The sequence below is a fragment of the Acinetobacter sp. PFS20 genome (assembly GCF_052261015.1).
In the GTDB taxonomy this organism is placed as follows: domain Bacteria; phylum Pseudomonadota; class Gammaproteobacteria; order Pseudomonadales; family Moraxellaceae; genus Acinetobacter.
On sequence record NZ_JBPVZE010000001.1, the window covers coordinates 226,578 to 242,153 of the forward strand.

The following is a 15,576-nucleotide window of genomic DNA, read 5'->3' on the forward strand; positions in this document are numbered from 1 at the left end:
TGTTAAAAAACAAAAAAGGACTGCTCAGTTTTGACGGTCCTTTTTTTATAAAATCAATGATAAATTTATACTTTAAATTCCATATCCATTTCGTTTTACAGGATATCTAGCACAGGCCAATGTGCACAAAAAAGGTGAACGATTATGCCAATTTACAATGCTCCTTTAGCTGATATGAAATTCATCTTAAATGATGTATTTAAAGCAGAACAATTTTGGCAGTCTAATGAGAAACTCGCTCATGTAGATGCTGCAACAGCTGAAGCAATTTTAGAAGAAATGGCTAAATTTGCTCAGAACGTGACTCATCCATTAAACCGTACCGGTGATGAAGAAGGCGCTCGCTATGAAAACGGCGAGGTGTTCACACCAGCTGGTTTTAAAGATGCATTCCGTCAATATGCAGAAGGTGGTTGGATTGGCTTAGGTGCCGATGAAGAATGGGGCGGTCAAGGCATGCCAAAAATGCTCACCGTTCTTTCTGATGAAATGTTATTTGCAACTAACCCATCATTCATGCTCTACCCGCTTCTTTCTGTAGGTGCAGGCATGGCTTTAAACAGCTATGCATCTCAAGAACAAAAAGAAACTTACTTACCAAAGATTTATTCAGGTGAATGGTCGGGCACGATGTGCTTAACCGAGCCACATGCAGGTACTGACTTAGGTATTATTAAAACCAAAGCAGAACCTAATGAAGATGGTACTTATAACATCACAGGTACTAAAATCTTTATCACTGGCGGTGACAACGATTTAGCAGAAAACATTATTCATTTAGTACTTGCTAAAACGCCAGATGCTCCTGCTGGTTCACGCGGTATTTCTTTGTTCATCGTGCCAAAGTATTTGGTAAATGAGGATGGTTCATTAGGTGAACGTAACCTCGTTGGCCCAGGTTCTATTGAACATAAAATGGGGATTAAAGCGTCTGCAACTTGTGTAATGAACTTTGATGCAGCAAAAGGTTACCTTGTTGGTAAAGAGAACGAAGGTCTTGCTGCCATGTTTGTCATGATGAACTACGAACGTTTATCTATGGGTATCCAAGGTTTAGGCGCATCTGAATTTGCTTATCAAAATGCAGCGCAATATGCGACTGACCGCTTACAAGGTCGTAGTGCAGCTGGTGTTCAATCACCAAATAAACCTGCTGATAGCATTTTAGTCCATGGTGATGTTCGTCGTATGTTGTTAAACGTACGTGCAAACAATGAAGCATCACGTGCTTTTGCAGTCTATGTTGGTCAACAGCTCGATATCACTAAATTCTCAACTGATGCTGAAGCTGTGAAAAAAGCCAATAATCGCGTTGCGCTTTTAACACCAATTGCTAAAGCTTACCTCACAGATACAGCATTCCAAGCAACTTTAGATGCTCAGATGGTGTTCGGTGGTCACGGTTATATCCGTGAATGGGGTATGGAACAATGTATCCGTGATCTTCGTATTGCTCAAATCTACGAAGGAACGAACGGCGTTCAGTCTCAAGATTTAATTGGTCGTAAAACTATTAAATGTGGCGGTGCGTTCATTGCTGAATACATCACTGAAATTCGCGACTTTGCAAATGACTTAGACACCGATTTGAACTTCATTAAAGATGCAACTTTAGATGCTGCAACTGAAATCGAAGCAATCACTCAGTTTATTATTGAACAAGCTGCTGAAAACGTAGACTTCCCGAATGCTGCTGCTGTTGATTATCTACATGCAGTTGGTTTACTCAGCTTCGCTTATATGTTTGCAAAAATTGCAGCGGCAGCAAAAGATAAGTCTGGTGACTTCTATCAAAACAAACTTGCTTTAGCTCAATACTTTGCTGATCGTATCTTGCCGGATATTGATGCACGTATTGCTAAAATTAAAGCTGGTTCTGACTTAATTATGGGCTTCAGTGAAGACTACTTTACGAATCAAGCTTAATTAAATTCTTTATGAAAAAGCGTCTGAATATTCAGGCGTTTTTTATTTTGTATTTACTATTTCCATTGGCATGAAATTTGTTTAATTTCTAAACATTAAGAAACAAACAAAAGATCTTACTATGCCTGATCCTAAAAAATACGAACGAATACTTGACCGTTTTGGTCATTACGCCGTAGAAGCCTTCCACTATTTAGCCCTGTTTATTATTGGATGTATGGTGGCTTGGTCCGCAGCCAATACTGTTTTTGAAATTTTAACCGTCAAAAAGTATGCTTCGATTGATGATATTTTATTATTATTTATATACTTAGAACTTGGAGCAATGGTTGGAATTTACTTTAAAACCAATCATATGCCTGTACGCTTTCTTATTTATGTTGCGATTACAGCCTTAACCCGTCTACTCATTTCCGATATCCAACATGACCATAAAGCGGATATGGACCAAGTCATTATTACCGGCTCGATTCTTATTTTAGCTCTGTCTATCTTGGTTGTTCGTTTTGCATCTTGGAATTATCCGTCAGTGATGAAAGAGAAACATGCAAAAACACCAACGCCTTTAAAGCCCCCTCAGCCTCAAGATGATGAATTAGCATAAAAAAATGGCCTCAATATTGAGGCCATTTATATATTCTATATTTCAAAATTAACGGACACGATAAATTTGATGTTTTGAATCTACGAGTAAATATTGGTTCGGTGTTTTAACCCAACGGTATCCACGTGGTGGCTCATACAAACGATGCGATCTCCAGTCTGAAACATAATAGCGACTATTGCGGTATTCTGCTGGAACACGATCACCACGCTTAAATGCTACATATCGACCATAGTGCTTACCGCGATCAGCATTTGACCACTGTGGAGCGCGATGATCATTTCGGTAGTCATGACGGCGGTCATCACGATGCTCATATCGATCATAGTTTTTACCATGATTATTGTCCCAACGATGACTTGTATCGGCCATCGCAGTAGCTGACATACCCAACATTAATGTTGAAAGTACAAGAACGATTGGCTTTTTCATGACCTATTTCCTTTTATCTTGATCTGAAGCTAGATTAAAAGAGAGTCAAGGAGAAACCATGAATAAAACCGCTTTGATTGATATTGTTTGTAATGACTATAAAGAAAATATGAAGAATCTGTATCTGTGCTACCATTACCATTTTTCAAACTAGGTCAATTGCTGTGTCTGAAATCAGTTTTGAACGTCTTCATCAATTTTTTTGCAAAGTTCCAACCGTACAAGAAGCCCGTATCATGGCTCATGGAGCAGATGGTGAACATGCTTGGTGGTTTAAGTTCAGTATTGATGTAGAACATCCGCTAGCATGGCAAACAGTTCAAGAATTAGGACATGTTTTAAACTATCTTTCGACGAATGAACGTCTACCGACTTTATTCTTCCCTGTTTCTCCACCGCCTTACATGAACGGTGAAGCGAAAGACTTCTTATCGTGGATTATTCAGTGTAATCATCCTGAGTTTAACCCAGATGTGGTCTGTGACTGGCTTGAGGCACGTTTACCAAATCCTGTAGAAGATGAAGCGCAGTGGAAAATTAAGACTGATTTGAGTGAATTGGAAAAGTTAGATGATAAGACTTTGGATCAGTTGATTCCTCCAGCACCTTAAATTGGACTTATTGCACAGCCTTTACTTACAGTGATGTTCTAATGTCTTGTGTATAGGCTAATGCCTCACTTTTGAGAGGTCAAAAGTGACAAAAACCTTTGTTTCACTGATGTTGCTTCCCTGCAACACAGTGAAACGGCGACATCCATGTCGCTAATCACCTTGCCAATTTTGTACAAAATCACGGCAGGCAATAAATAAGCTCCAAGTTTAGAACCAATTAGGACTCCGTCGTGAACACATAGCCTCAACGTTTATATAAAAAAAGAATTAGAAAGTCGACAAACCTGACCATTCCATAAAACGATAAATCCAATACTTCACTTTAGACTCATCTGCATACTTCGCGTAATCCACGCTCATCTGTTTATCTTGTAGATTTGACCAAGAGGTATTGAAGTAATCTTGCGCATCTTTAAAGACTTGATCTTGAACTTTGCCAATGACCAACATATCCGTTTCAAGGTTGTAATTTTTTAAATTACGGGCTGTAAAATTAGCCGACCCTACAATCAACTCAGCTTGCTGAGCGTTATATTTTAATATCATTTTGCTATGGTTCTGCTCACCATGGGTATCACACCAACGGATTGGAATACCCGCAGCATGTAGCTCTGAAGCAACTTGTCGGTTAGGAATACCATTCTTTTGTCGGCCAAATGCATCTTTATTTGGATCAAGTAAAACTCGGACAATAACCCCTCTATCTTGAGCGCTTTTTAGAGCCTGAATAATCTTGCGTTCAGATAAATAGAACATACTTAAATCAAGATGCTCTTTCGGCTTAGCTGAGTTAATCAATTTCAATACAGATTGATAAATCGCAGCTTCAGTTAACACCTGAACTTGTGGTTTGGTTACGTCTTTTTCAAAGTCACCTAAAATGAGCGATGGAGAACTACTACCTGACATTCGCGCAACCGCGGCTTCAGATTGTAAAACGTCTGCGGCTGTCGCTCCTGTTACAACTAATGCAACATTTGAGTGTCTAGAACTACCATCATGCGGATTTGCTGAAGTCACCAGTGACTTCCAACCAGCATCGGTATCGACAACTACAGTTTTACGGTGATTCGCCTTAAAGTTAAATAAGTTCAAATAACTGCGCAGTGTAATTTTTTCCTCACCAAATGGATTTGGCAACCAGCCTTTTTCAGGGTTATTTCCAACATTCTGACAGCAGATATACCATAAGCCTGACCAGAACGGATTAGAAGCACGTAAAGGAGCTAAATTGGTTTCAATCACATCAACACCCGCTTGACGTAACTGGCGGTAATGTTCAGGGCTTAAACCACCATATACTGAGTTAATCGGGTCAGTAATTAATACAATCTGGATTTGGCGATTCTGTCTTTTTTTACTTACTAATGCATCGGTTAACTCTTGCATTAATGGCCTTTGCTTCAGTTTTGAGTCACCCACTTCTGAATTAAACAAGAACATGTCAACCACAACTGTGGTTTTTGCCTCATCAATCATTTTCAAGATTTCATCAAAGATGTGCTGATCGACCTGCTGTTGTCCTTTTGCATCAAGGTAGGTTTTATCTGCTAAAAATTTGACATCAGCATGTCTAAGCTTGCCACTAAAGTTAATTCCTTGTGGCAATGGTTTTACCGTGTGATAAATTGCCGATGCAATATATGCAATAGCAACAACGCAAAGTAATATCGCCATATAACGACGCCCAGACCAATTTATTTTTTGATGAATTCGTTGAAAAATACGCATAAAAAAGACCTAACTTGATGCTTTCAAATTAGGTCTTTTAGATTGATTTTTCAAGTTTAGTTTCGTGTTAAAGCCTTAAAAACTAAACTCAACACCTACCGTAAAATTGCGTCCAACTTGTGGAATATTTGATAAGAAAGATGCATGTTGATAAACCGTGTCATCTAACAAGTTATTCGCTTTCATATAAACACGATAATCTGTTTTTGCACCATATTGTCCAGAATATGCCACCCCAAGATTGAGCATATTATAGCCTTCAGTTTCGGTTTCGTAAGCTGCGATCTTGTCTTGGTTAAAGACATGATAATACTCAGCAGAACCACTAAAACCATCACCAAAATCTGCGTCGACTTTAGTACCTAAACGTCCTGCTGGAATACGCGGGGCATTACCTTCTGCATCAATTTTACCGCGCACATAGTCACCAAAAGCACTGATCTTGTACATTGGTGTAATTTGATAACCAATTTCCCCCTCTGCACCATAGAAGCGTGCTTTATCTTGAGTATATTGAACTAAACGGAAGTCTTTATAACGGTCAAGGGTTTGCGCATAGATGTAGTCATCAAACCAGTTATGGTAAACATGAAGATGGTAATCAAGTTTGTTATTATCAAAATGCAAACCTAACTCAACATTATTCGATTTTTCCTTACTGAGTTGATCATTTCCTAACTCATAAGTATTTGTCGCAAAGTGCCCACCATTTGCATATAACTCTTGAGCTAAAGGTAAACGTTCCTGATGTGAAGCGACAAAAGAAAGTTTGTAGTTCGGTGCAAACTCCCAGTTCGCAGCACCTGCATAGGAAAATGCAGAGCCATCAAAATCTTGTTTAGAGTTATCGTCTACATCAACTTCTTGCTGATCTGCACGTGCAGAAAGCTCAAAGTGTACGTCTTTCCATTGCTTATGTTCTAAAGCAAATACGCTCCACTTTTTGGTAGTGGTCGGTGCCATAAATGCTTCTTCGCCAGTTAAATTCAGTTTTTGCTGGCCTAACTGTGCACCGATCACCCCTTCCCAACTTGCAATTGGGTTATGTACTAACTCAACACGCCCATCATAGCCTTTGTTTTGGAATCGGGTTGCAATTGCTCCCTCTTCAATTTCGTCATGTTGATAGTCGGTATAGCTCGCTTGTGCACGTAACTTTTGGAAGCCTGCAAACGGATCATTTAACTCAGTTTTAAAATCATAACGCTCAGATTTTAAGTCAATCCATGGACCGCCATGTTCGTGACCATGTTCTTCTTGTCCATGATCATGAGCTTCTTCACCATCTTCATGCTCATGGTCTCCACAATGCAAATGTGGTGTACCTGTTAAATGAGCGCTACAACTTTCATATTCATGACTATGCCCCGGTAAGCCATATTGATCACGACGGTTGCTATAAGAAATACCTGTATAACCACGGTCATAAATCCAAGACAACCCAACGTTAACCGAATCGCCCTGAGCAAAAGTATTGTCTACACGGCGCTCTTTTTCACCTTCATGAATGTAATTTGGCGCAATGTAGTTATTTGCATCACGTGTTAACCCCTCGACACGTAAAGCAACCTGGCTACCCAAGCCAACAGTTACTCCAGCGCTCGCCAGTTTTTCATCACTTCCAGTGTTGTAACGTAAGCCAACTTGTCCTTCATAACCGTTTTCAGGCATTTGCGTAGGGATCTTGTTATCAATGACGTTGACTAAACCACCTACAGTTCCAGCACCAAACAATAAAGTTGAAGGACCTCGAATCACTTCCACTTGCTTCGCAAGCACAGGATCTACAGTTACCGCATGGTCAGGAGACAAGGTCGAAACATCAATATTTTCTGATGAATTTTGGAGTACTTTAACGCGTGGTCCATCTTGCCCACGAATCACTGGTCGACTCGAACCAGCCCCAAACTGATTAGCATAAATTCCAACTTCACTACTCAGCGCATCCCCAATAGTGGCGGCCCCTTGCGATAAATGCTTTTGATCAACAACAGTATCTGCAACTGCAAAATCTTGTGAAGTTTGCTCAAGTGGATGAGCCTTAATTCGAATAGTTTCTAACTTTTCAACATTTTCACTTTCTGCTGCAAACGAAGGAACGGATATGACAGCTAAAATGGATAAGGTCAAAATATTTTTATAAAACTGCATTGGATGTGTCCCGGATCACGATATGTTTTATTTTTGTTATATTATAACATTTCGTTTGTTTTGCAATAAAAAACATTTCTGATTCGACGATTCGTTAGACTGGTCAACTAAATGATGTGAGTAATTTTTGATTTCTAATGCCTTTTACCATCTCTCATGCCGTTATAGCTCCTCCCTTATCTAAGCTTAGTCAAAACACTTTACCGATTGCTGCGTTAGCCATTGGCAGTATGACACCCGATCTTTACCGCTTATTTACAGTTCAGTCCAGCATGCTGACGCACCAATGGAAAGGTCTGATTTATCCCAACCTTGCATTAGGCCTCGCCTTTTGTGCAGTTTGGTATTCTCTTTATCGTCCAGTGGTGTACCGTTTTTTTGGTGTGCAACATGATCTTGGCCTCAGCTCTTTAAAACGTATTTTTATATTTTTTATTGGCGTTATATTTGCACTCATTGTCGGTATAGCAACTCATCTAATTTGGGATGGTTTAACACATTCAGACTTTCGAACGTTTGTATTTAAAGATGTATTAGCTACAACTATTCATCTTTCTGGTCATCCCTACCCTTTGCACCGTCTTTTACAACTTGGCTCCTCTGCTATTGCCTTACCTTTTCTTGGTTGGATGGGTATTCACTATTACCAGCGCTACAAACAACACTGGAAAGTAAGTAAAAAAATAAAAATTTTCGCGTGGTCTCTGTTTATTCTATCTACAGTCTTAGGCTTATTTTCATTTTGGGATTATGCACGTTACATACCCCATGAGGTTTGGCATGCCGATACCTATTATTTTACAGGCCGTTCTATCAACGAGTTTATGCAAGGTTGGCTCAGCACATTTAGTTTAGGGTGCTTACTTTTCCTATTTTTGGATAGACAACAAAGAATGGGGTAATTTGGAAAACTTGCTGCCAAATTGCTCATTTTTCGCTTAATTTCTGCGGTTTTTTGATCTACTTCTTGTGGCAAACCATGCAACAGGGCATAATCGAAAACTTATTTTTTTGACGGTGCGCGGTTTACGCATCCGTCTTTTCAGCCAATATAGTTTGGATAATCTTCATTATGATGCGAACTCATTACTGTGGCTCTTTAACTGAAGCCCAAATCGACCAAACCGTTACACTATGCGGTTGGGTACATCGTCGCCGTGACCATGGCGGTGTTATTTTCCTTGATATGCGTGACCGTGATGGCCTCGTTCAAGTGGTTATTGACCCAGATACTCCAGAAGCATTTGCAACTGCAGATAAAGCACGTTCTGAATATGTATTAAAAATTACAGGTCGTGTTCGTCGCCGTTATGAAGGTACTGAAAATGCCAACATGGTGAGTGGTCAAATTGAAGTTTTAGGTAAAGACATCGAAGTTCTTGCCGCTTCAGAAACACCTCCATTCCCTTTAAATGATGAAAATACCAATATTTCTGAAGAAATTCGTTTGAAATATCGCTTTTTAGATATTCGTCGTCCTGAAATGTTGGATCGTTTACGCTTCCGTTCTAAATTGACCAATCTTATTCGTAACTATTTCGAAGATAATGGTTTCTTAGACGTTGAAACACCTATTTTGACACGTGCAACTCCTGAAGGTGCGCGTGACTACTTAGTACCAAGTCGTGTACAAAATGGTAGTTTCTATGCACTTCCACAATCACCACAATTATTTAAACAATTGTTGATGGTGGGTGGTATTGATCGTTACTACCAAATCGCGAAATGTTTCCGTGACGAAGATTTACGTGCTGACCGTCAACCAGAATTTACTCAAATCGACGTTGAAACATCGTTCATGAGTGACGATGACATTATGGACTTAATGGAAGTCCTTACTGTGAAGATGTTCGATGAACTTCTTGGCGTTAAATTCGATAAATTCCAACGTATGACTTACGCAGATGCAATGCGTGACTATGCATCAGACAAACCTGATATGCGTATTCCGTTGAAACTCGTTGACGTTGCAGATTTAATGCAAGAAGTAGAGTTCAAAGTATTTGCTGGTCCTGCAAAAGATCCTAAAGGCCGTATTGTTGCTTTACGTGTTCCAGGTGCAGCATCATTGCCACGTAGTGCAATCGATGAATACACTAAATTCGTTGGCATCTATGGTGCAAAAGGTTTGGCTTACATCAAAGTTAATGAACTCGCTAAAGGAATTGAAGGCCTTCAATCTCCAATCGTGAAATTCATTGAACCGATCGTACTTGAATTGTTGGCACGTGTTGGTGCGCAAGATGGCGATATCGTATTCTTTGGTGCTGATAAAGCTAAAGTTGTAAATGATGCAATGGGCGCACTTCGTGTGAAGATCGGCCATGATTTGAATCTTGCAACTTGTGAGTGGGCTCCACTTTGGGTTGTTGATTTCCCAATGTTTGAAGAAACTGACGATGGCAAATGGACTTCTGTTCACCATCCATTCACTCTACCAAAATCAAGCGTAGAAGAAGTGAAGAGCAATCCAGGTGAAGCACTTTCTGTTGCTTACGACATGGTATTGAACGGTACTGAAGTTGGTGGTGGTTCTCTACGTATTTATACATTAGAAATGCAAAAAGCGATTTTTGAAGCGCTTGGTATTTCTGATGAAGAAGCAGAAGAGAAATTCAGCTTCTTATTAAATGCACTTCGTTACGGTGCTCCTCCTCACGGTGGTTTGGCATTTGGTCTTGACCGTTTAGTAATGTTAATGACTGGCGCGACTTCTATTCGTGACGTTATTGCATTCCCTAAAACGAAGACTGCTGAATGTCCACTTACTCAAGCACCTGCTCCTGTTGAAGCAAATCAGCTTCGTGACTTGGGCATCCGCTTACGTGAGAAGCCAAAAGCTGAAGAATCTAAATAATTTTTAGATTCTCAAATTAAAAAACCCTGCTTATGCAGGGTTTTTTATTAAGTAAATTTCAAATTTTAATGGGATATTTCTTTTTCAAAACTTGAGAGTGTTTTAAATTTTTGATCAAAAATTTGAATGATTTCTGTTTTAAGCTTTTCAAAATCGACCACGTGTTCATCGTCATTTAGACAAATTTGTGGAAGTTGTTCATTCTTAATAACCTGATTAATTTCAGGAAGATTTTGTAGCCTTAAATTAAAGTTTTGTCCACGCTCAAATATATTGACAGGATAAAAACGAGATGAGCACAACTGCCACAACCGAAAAAGATACTGATTAACGTCTAAAGGCTGTCTAAATCGATGACTTGATACTTCATTTAAATAAGCTTCTTCAGTTTTCCAAACTTCTTCAAATACCGATTTCAAAAAAGGTTGAGGTAAATGAGTACTATAAAAACTTGAAAATTTTCGGTTATATAAACTTAAAAAATTACCCACATTACTGCTCATAGAATAGCGATAGTTAAAAAGTGCATAGGGATTTTTATGGAGTAATTTTCGCTTATCAAAATGCTTATTAATAATCGCAACATCCGTTAGGGCAACGGCGCCTAGAAAGTTCTCTTCACCTACGACCATAAGTGGCTGTAAACGCACACCATCACAAGGTAAACCATTTCTAAAAAAGAACTCAGGCTCTAAAGGCCTATTGATAAAGGTATCATCATTAAAATAAACAAAATGTTCTGCTAGTCCCTCAATTTTATGAATATTGATTTCAATAGCATGTGAGTTAAATGTCGGTAAACAGTTTGATTCCATGATTTGATCATGTGTGACCAAATTTAACTTAGGATGATTTTTAACTAAAAATTCAGGGAAATGACCACAAGTCACCAGATGGATCTTTCTAACCCACGGGCAAAATTTCTCAACAGATCGAAACCAGTAATGAAGATTATTCCAGTCGCGATAGCGGCATTGATCAACAAGTTCAACCACCTTTGTTTTAGTTTCTTTAGATTTATAATATATGTATTGTTGCTGCCATTTCGTATCGGTTGAGTCCACCCAAATCATTACAAAATCAACAGGCTGCATTAAACATATATCCAAATAAGTACAGAAATTTACTAGAAAATTTCAGATAAAAATGGAATTCGAGGTTTATTAATGTTAATAAAAATTCACAATTTATTCATAATTTTAATTTTTCTACACAATTGACTCAATTTAGACTCTATTGAGATGAGAGTGGGCAAATGGCATAATATCAGCACTTTTTCTCCCTTGGTGATTCATTATGGCAATGCGCCCTGATGTACGTCGACATGCTTTAATCGTAATTGTATTCTCTCTTGCGCAGTGGTTTTTCATGCGCTATATCCTTGCAAATGAATTATTTAACATCACTACAAATCAACGTATTCTTTATTTCTGCGTAAGTAGCTTAGCAGGTGCATTGCTTATTTTTGTTGCGCTGATTTATATGGTTTTGAAAGGAAATGCGGATAAAAATTAATATCCGCTTCCCCTCATAAAATTCAGATAATCCTAAAATTTATTTCCCAATATAGTTATCGCATAACTGTATCAATTCCGGATGTCTGTCATGCTGATGGACAATAGGAATGATCTTTTGGTTACGATTGATAATAAGACCTTGATCATTAATCGTAATTTGATCTATTGGATATAATCCAAGAGTTACAATAATAGACTCAAATGGCTGACAGCGAGTTACATCTTCTAAATCATTGGTAATTAATAATTTATTGTGCATTGCCTGATCATAAATTCTTTCAGACATTTTTTGATATGGCTGTTTGCAGAACTCTTCAATCATTTTATTGATATAGACTTTAATCGAGTTCATATCTCCAATTGTGACGCCTGAGCACGAAACCTGCTCATCTTTTGCACTATTATAAAAACCATCTCCATATGCATCGATAATCCATTTTTGATTATATTGCTCAGTGCCTATCGTATAATCTGGATTTTCCATACCAACAAAGAGCCCTTTGCCCAGATCTTTAAAAGGATTACCCTGAAAAAAAACATCTCGCACATCGCTGAGCAGCACATGTGAAGCATCAGGATGACTTTCTACAACTTCTTTATATTCAAAAAAGCGACTCACATGCGGATAGCCTGTGATTTTAAGGGCTTTTATTTTTGAATCTGGAATTGCTTCATTTACAATTAATCCAATAATTTTCTTAAGAATATTCTTTATAAACTTAAACTTGTAAATACCTGAGTATTTTGACTTCGATTTAAATTTCCCAATCGTTGAAACTTTAAATTCAATTTTAAAATTTTTGATATTTGAAAATGCATTAACAAACTCTGGCATTTGCTCTTTATAGATAATTAAAGTCAAAATGCCATCAAAGTCTGTCTTTTCCAAAGAATATACAAAAGAAGAAATGAGGTCAGCACTGTATCCAGTTGCTGACCCGATAATAATATTTTTTTGCTTAGTCATAAAATTAGTAAGAAAATTTAAAAAAACGACTAAATTATATATTTATTAAGTATATATTTCTTTAGTTTAACTCTTAGGTAACGTAACAAATCACTATCATCTTGTGAAATAGGAGTAATTAAGCTTCTTTCCTTTTCTAAATAACTTAACGCATCATCATTTTCAATAATTGGGTGATCGAATAAAAAGCTAACATAAAAACTGAAATCACCTCGTCCAACAAGGTCTTGCCAGTGATCATAAATTTTTATCGGTTGATGATAATCAACTAACATTTGTGCCATTTTACGATCTACAACATAGGCATACGCATAGGCTAGTTTTTCGAGATAGTCATAATCAACTTTTAGAATTTTTTGGTTATACAACTCTTCGGATAAAAATTTTCCACGAACGCGATTGCATATTTTCATTTGAATACCGCCCAAGCTTAGGAAAAAGCACGGACCTAGATTCAAAGAATGAATGTGCTTTTCTAAGTCTTGGAAATCAATTTCAAAACGTTCGATCACATCATCTTCAAAAATAATTGCATATTCTTCATCGGAGTTTAAAAAATCTTTTAGTGCAGCAATATGAGACATGGCACAACCAAGCTCACCAGGCGTCATCGGTTTTTTCTTGCCAGCTACACCTTGTTGAAAATATTCACTAACGCTTAAATTCTTACCGATTACCCCAAACTGCTTAAATTCATCGCGATATTTGTAAAATGTTGCTTGAGAGTACAACTTTTTTAAACGTTCACTATTAGCAGATTCAATACTGATTAAATATTTTTTCATTTCATTCAAATGTTAAAATGAGTCAGGGATAGTCTATCTAATTATAGTTATATCGAGTGTAAAATTTAATGCTAAATCGCCTGATTCAAAAAAAATGGTATAAATACCAACAAGCAAAAAAAGCAAAATCTTTTGACTCTCATTGGTATATGCGTTTTGGCTGGTTAGAGCAACCTTTTACTACACTTGAGCAACTGGATTCTCTCTTTGAGATCCACTCCCCTAAAAAGTTTACATTTGCAGATAGCTTTTATGCTTATGAAAATGGCCGTCATTTCATTTTTTTTGAAGAAGTTGATGACGAACATCCTGTAGGTTTCCTTTCAGTTTTAGAAGTTTTTAAAGATGGCACCTACACACCACCCGAGACAATCTTAAAGCTCGACTATCACCTTTCTTATCCTTGTATATTCAAAGTAAAAGATACTTGGTACATGATCCCAGAGACTTCTGCCAACAAGACGATAGAACTTTGGAAATGTACTGAATTTCCACTGAAATGGGAAAAGCATTCTAATCTGATCGAGAATATCGAAGCAGTCGACAGCACCCCTTTCTATCATGAAGGCTTATGGTATCTTTTTACTTCAACACGTCGTGACTGTAAGAAATTTGGTGACCGTTTAGATCTATTCTTTACCGAAGATATTTTAAACCCGAACTGGCAAGAGCACCCCATGAACCCAGTGTGCCGAGGCAGTCAGCAGTTCCGTATGGCGGGTAAACCTTTTATTTATAAAGGGCAATTGGTTCGACCAAGCCAAGATTCTTTAAAACGTTATGGTGGTAATATCGAATTAAAAGCGATTAGTCAGCTTAGCCCGACAGCTTATGAAGAAAAATTACTAGAAGTAGTTTTACCAGATTGGGATCAAGCAGATGACGGTTGTCATACCATTAATGTCGAAGATAACTTCGTGGTACTTGATGCCATCCGCCTTACACCGAAGAATAATTAAGTTTTCAGCAGGCTTTTATAAATGTTAAGCGTCTGCTCAGCCATGGCTGGTACAGTCAGTTCAGCCTTGGCTTTTGCATATAAAGGGCTAAAGTCGTGTTGAGCTTCAGGTTGAAGCGCACATTTAAGCGCTTTTGCTAAACCTTGTGCATCTCCGATTTCTGCCAGATATTGCTCTGGCAGCCACTCAATCACACCGTTTACTTTGGTTGAAGCCATTGCTTTATCAGCCTGTAAAGCTTCGACCATAACAAGTGGAAAACCTTCACGATCTGATGACAAAACCACGATATCTGCTAATTGCACCAGATCTCGAGCATCAGTTCTAAACCCAAGAAAAGCGACCCGATCTTGCATGTTTAATTCACTGACTTGTTTTTCTAAACTTGCTCGAAGTGAACCATCACCAATAATCCATAAATTGGCATCAATCTGTTGCATCGACTCAATCAGTAAACTGATATTTTTTACTGGCTCTAGACGTCCAATACACATAACAACTTTTTTGCTTGCATCTAGCTCAGCAAAATCTTTTTGAATCGATTGAAGTAACTTTTCTTTATTTTCAACTGTAAGTACGGGTTGAGGATAGACCCCGTTGTAAACCACATGGGCTTTAGACTCTGGAATGCCTTGCGTGAGTGCTTGGCTCACTGCAATAACGGCATCACCCGCTAAATAAGCAGACTTATTCTTTTTGGTACCATGTACTGTTGTCACAAACTTTGGGCCAGATAAAAATGGCTTAATTCGGGCAATCAGTTCCGCCGCCTTTCCTGCTTGTGCATGAACAATAGCAGGTTGAATTTGCTGGATAAGATTTTTAAGTTGCCAGAGTAAAAAAATATTCCAACGGCTACGTGCAAAATCAACCGCATGAAAATTTACTTGTTGGCTAAATTTGTCTAGATAGCAAGGATGTGCAATCACATGTACTTCATGATTTAAAGCGAGCTCATTAACAAGGTTAAAAGTGTGTTGCTCTAAACCACCAACTCCACCACTAGTTGCCAATACCTGAACAATTTTCATAG

General features: G+C 38.1%; 14 protein-coding genes. 7 read left to right on the plus strand and 7 right to left on the minus strand.

Annotation, left to right across the window (positions count from 1 at the left end):
* The first annotated feature begins 144 nt into the window (after positions 1 to 144).
* A complete protein-coding gene (locus ACS125_RS01020; RefSeq protein WP_004789132.1) occupies positions 145 to 1,926 on the plus strand; it encodes an acyl-CoA dehydrogenase C-terminal domain-containing protein in 1,782 nt (593 codons plus the stop codon).
* 121 nt (positions 1,927 to 2,047) lie between these two features.
* Positions 2,048 to 2,530, plus strand: a complete 483-nt coding sequence (locus ACS125_RS01025) for a phosphate-starvation-inducible protein PsiE (protein WP_004789131.1) — start codon at positions 2,048 to 2,050, stop codon at positions 2,528 to 2,530.
* A gap of 48 nt (positions 2,531 to 2,578) precedes the next feature.
* On the opposite strand, the gene ACS125_RS01030 is transcribed toward ACS125_RS01025, so the two are convergent.
* Positions 2,579 to 2,962, minus strand: coding sequence for an RcnB family protein (locus ACS125_RS01030; protein WP_004789127.1), 384 nt, complete (start codon positions 2,960 to 2,962; stop codon positions 2,579 to 2,581).
* 164 nt (positions 2,963 to 3,126) lie between these two features.
* Between ACS125_RS01030 and ACS125_RS01035 the strand changes: the two genes are divergently transcribed.
* Entirely contained in the window at positions 3,127 to 3,573 is a 447-nt protein-coding gene (locus ACS125_RS01035) for a hypothetical protein (protein WP_174740753.1), read from the plus strand.
* 270 nt (positions 3,574 to 3,843) lie between these two features.
* Here ACS125_RS01035 and ACS125_RS01040 read toward each other — a convergent pair whose 3' ends face one another.
* Together ACS125_RS01040 and znuD are read right to left on the minus strand one after the other, a co-directional pair.
* On the minus strand, positions 3,844 to 5,307 hold the full coding sequence (locus tag ACS125_RS01040) for a phospholipase D family protein (RefSeq protein ID WP_443270094.1): 1,464 nt from the start codon (positions 5,305 to 5,307) through the stop codon (positions 3,844 to 3,846).
* Between the two features lie 75 nt (positions 5,308 to 5,382).
* Positions 5,383 to 7,458, minus strand: coding sequence for a zinc piracy TonB-dependent receptor ZnuD (znuD, locus tag ACS125_RS01045; RefSeq protein WP_443270096.1), 2,076 nt, complete (start codon positions 7,456 to 7,458; stop codon positions 5,383 to 5,385).
* 137 nt (positions 7,459 to 7,595) lie between these two features.
* Between znuD and ACS125_RS01050 the strand changes: the two genes are divergently transcribed.
* Both ACS125_RS01050 and aspS read left to right on the plus strand, forming a co-directional pair.
* Positions 7,596 to 8,360, plus strand: coding sequence for a DUF4184 family protein (locus ACS125_RS01050; protein ID WP_443270098.1), 765 nt, complete (start codon positions 7,596 to 7,598; stop codon positions 8,358 to 8,360).
* A 170-nt stretch (positions 8,361 to 8,530) separates the two neighbouring features.
* Positions 8,531 to 10,315 carry an aspartate--tRNA ligase gene (aspS, locus tag ACS125_RS01055; RefSeq protein ID WP_004789117.1) on the plus strand — a complete coding sequence of 595 codons (1,785 nt, stop codon included), beginning with the start codon at positions 8,531 to 8,533 and terminating at the stop codon, positions 10,313 to 10,315.
* 65 nt (positions 10,316 to 10,380) lie between these two features.
* Here the strand turns inward: aspS and ACS125_RS01060 are convergent, their stop codons facing one another.
* Positions 10,381 to 11,409 (minus strand): stealth conserved region 3 domain-containing protein, encoded by a 1,029-nt coding sequence (locus ACS125_RS01060; protein WP_443270101.1) that lies wholly within the window; start codon positions 11,407 to 11,409, stop codon positions 10,381 to 10,383.
* 202 nt (positions 11,410 to 11,611) lie between these two features.
* Here ACS125_RS01060 and ACS125_RS01065 point away from each other — a divergent pair, with 202 nt between their 5' ends.
* A complete protein-coding gene (locus ACS125_RS01065; protein WP_004789113.1) occupies positions 11,612 to 11,830 on the plus strand; it encodes a hypothetical protein in 219 nt (72 codons plus the stop codon).
* 39 nt (positions 11,831 to 11,869) lie between these two features.
* Here the strand turns inward: ACS125_RS01065 and ACS125_RS01070 are convergent, their stop codons facing one another.
* Together ACS125_RS01070 and ACS125_RS01075 are read right to left on the minus strand one after the other, a co-directional pair.
* Positions 11,870 to 12,799 (minus strand): lipooligosaccharide outer core biosynthesis glycosyltransferase GtrOC6, encoded by a 930-nt coding sequence (locus ACS125_RS01070; RefSeq protein WP_443270103.1) that lies wholly within the window; start codon positions 12,797 to 12,799, stop codon positions 11,870 to 11,872.
* Between the two features lie 29 nt (positions 12,800 to 12,828).
* Positions 12,829 to 13,584 (minus strand): glycosyltransferase family 25 protein, encoded by a 756-nt coding sequence (locus ACS125_RS01075; protein WP_443270105.1) that lies wholly within the window; start codon positions 13,582 to 13,584, stop codon positions 12,829 to 12,831.
* A 68-nt stretch (positions 13,585 to 13,652) separates the two neighbouring features.
* Here ACS125_RS01075 and ghy point away from each other — a divergent pair, with 68 nt between their 5' ends.
* Positions 13,653 to 14,543, plus strand: a complete 891-nt coding sequence (gene ghy, locus ACS125_RS01080; protein WP_443270107.1) for a glycosyl hydrolase Ghy — start codon at positions 13,653 to 13,655, stop codon at positions 14,541 to 14,543.
* On the opposite strand, the gene ACS125_RS01085 is transcribed toward ghy, so the two are convergent.
* Complete coding sequence (locus tag ACS125_RS01085; RefSeq protein ID WP_443270109.1) at positions 14,540 to 15,574, minus strand: glycosyltransferase; 1,035 nt, start codon at positions 15,572 to 15,574, stop codon at positions 14,540 to 14,542. The two genes, ghy and ACS125_RS01085, sit on opposite strands and share 4 nt — an antisense overlap.
* Between the last annotated feature and the right edge of the window lie 2 nt (positions 15,575 to 15,576).

Coding starts and splice junctions, on each gene's coding strand:
- ACS125_RS01050 (WP_443270098.1), top strand. CDS start 7,596: ATGCCTTTTACCATCTCTCATGCCGTTATAGCTCCTCCCTTATCTAAG.
- aspS (WP_004789117.1), top strand. CDS start 8,531: ATGATGCGAACTCATTACTGTGGCTCTTTAACTGAAGCCCAAATCGAC.
- ACS125_RS01065 (WP_004789113.1), top strand. CDS start 11,612: ATGGCAATGCGCCCTGATGTACGTCGACATGCTTTAATCGTAATTGTA.
- ACS125_RS01025 (WP_004789131.1), top strand. CDS start 2,048: ATGCCTGATCCTAAAAAATACGAACGAATACTTGACCGTTTTGGTCAT.
- ACS125_RS01020 (WP_004789132.1), top strand. CDS start 145: ATGCCAATTTACAATGCTCCTTTAGCTGATATGAAATTCATCTTAAAT.
- znuD (WP_443270096.1), bottom strand. CDS start 7,458: ATGCAGTTTTATAAAAATATTTTGACCTTATCCATTTTAGCTGTCATA.
- ACS125_RS01060 (WP_443270101.1), bottom strand. CDS start 11,409: ATGCAGCCTGTTGATTTTGTAATGATTTGGGTGGACTCAACCGATACG.
- ACS125_RS01030 (WP_004789127.1), bottom strand. CDS start 2,962: ATGAAAAAGCCAATCGTTCTTGTACTTTCAACATTAATGTTGGGTATG.
- ACS125_RS01075 (WP_443270105.1), bottom strand. CDS start 13,584: ATGAAAAAATATTTAATCAGTATTGAATCTGCTAATAGTGAACGTTTA.
- ACS125_RS01085 (WP_443270109.1), bottom strand. CDS start 15,574: ATGAAAATTGTTCAGGTATTGGCAACTAGTGGTGGAGTTGGTGGTTTA.
- ACS125_RS01040 (WP_443270094.1), bottom strand. CDS start 5,307: ATGCGTATTTTTCAACGAATTCATCAAAAAATAAATTGGTCTGGGCGT.
- ghy (WP_443270107.1), top strand. CDS start 13,653: ATGCTAAATCGCCTGATTCAAAAAAAATGGTATAAATACCAACAAGCA.
- ACS125_RS01070 (WP_443270103.1), bottom strand. CDS start 12,799: ATGACTAAGCAAAAAAATATTATTATCGGGTCAGCAACTGGATACAGT.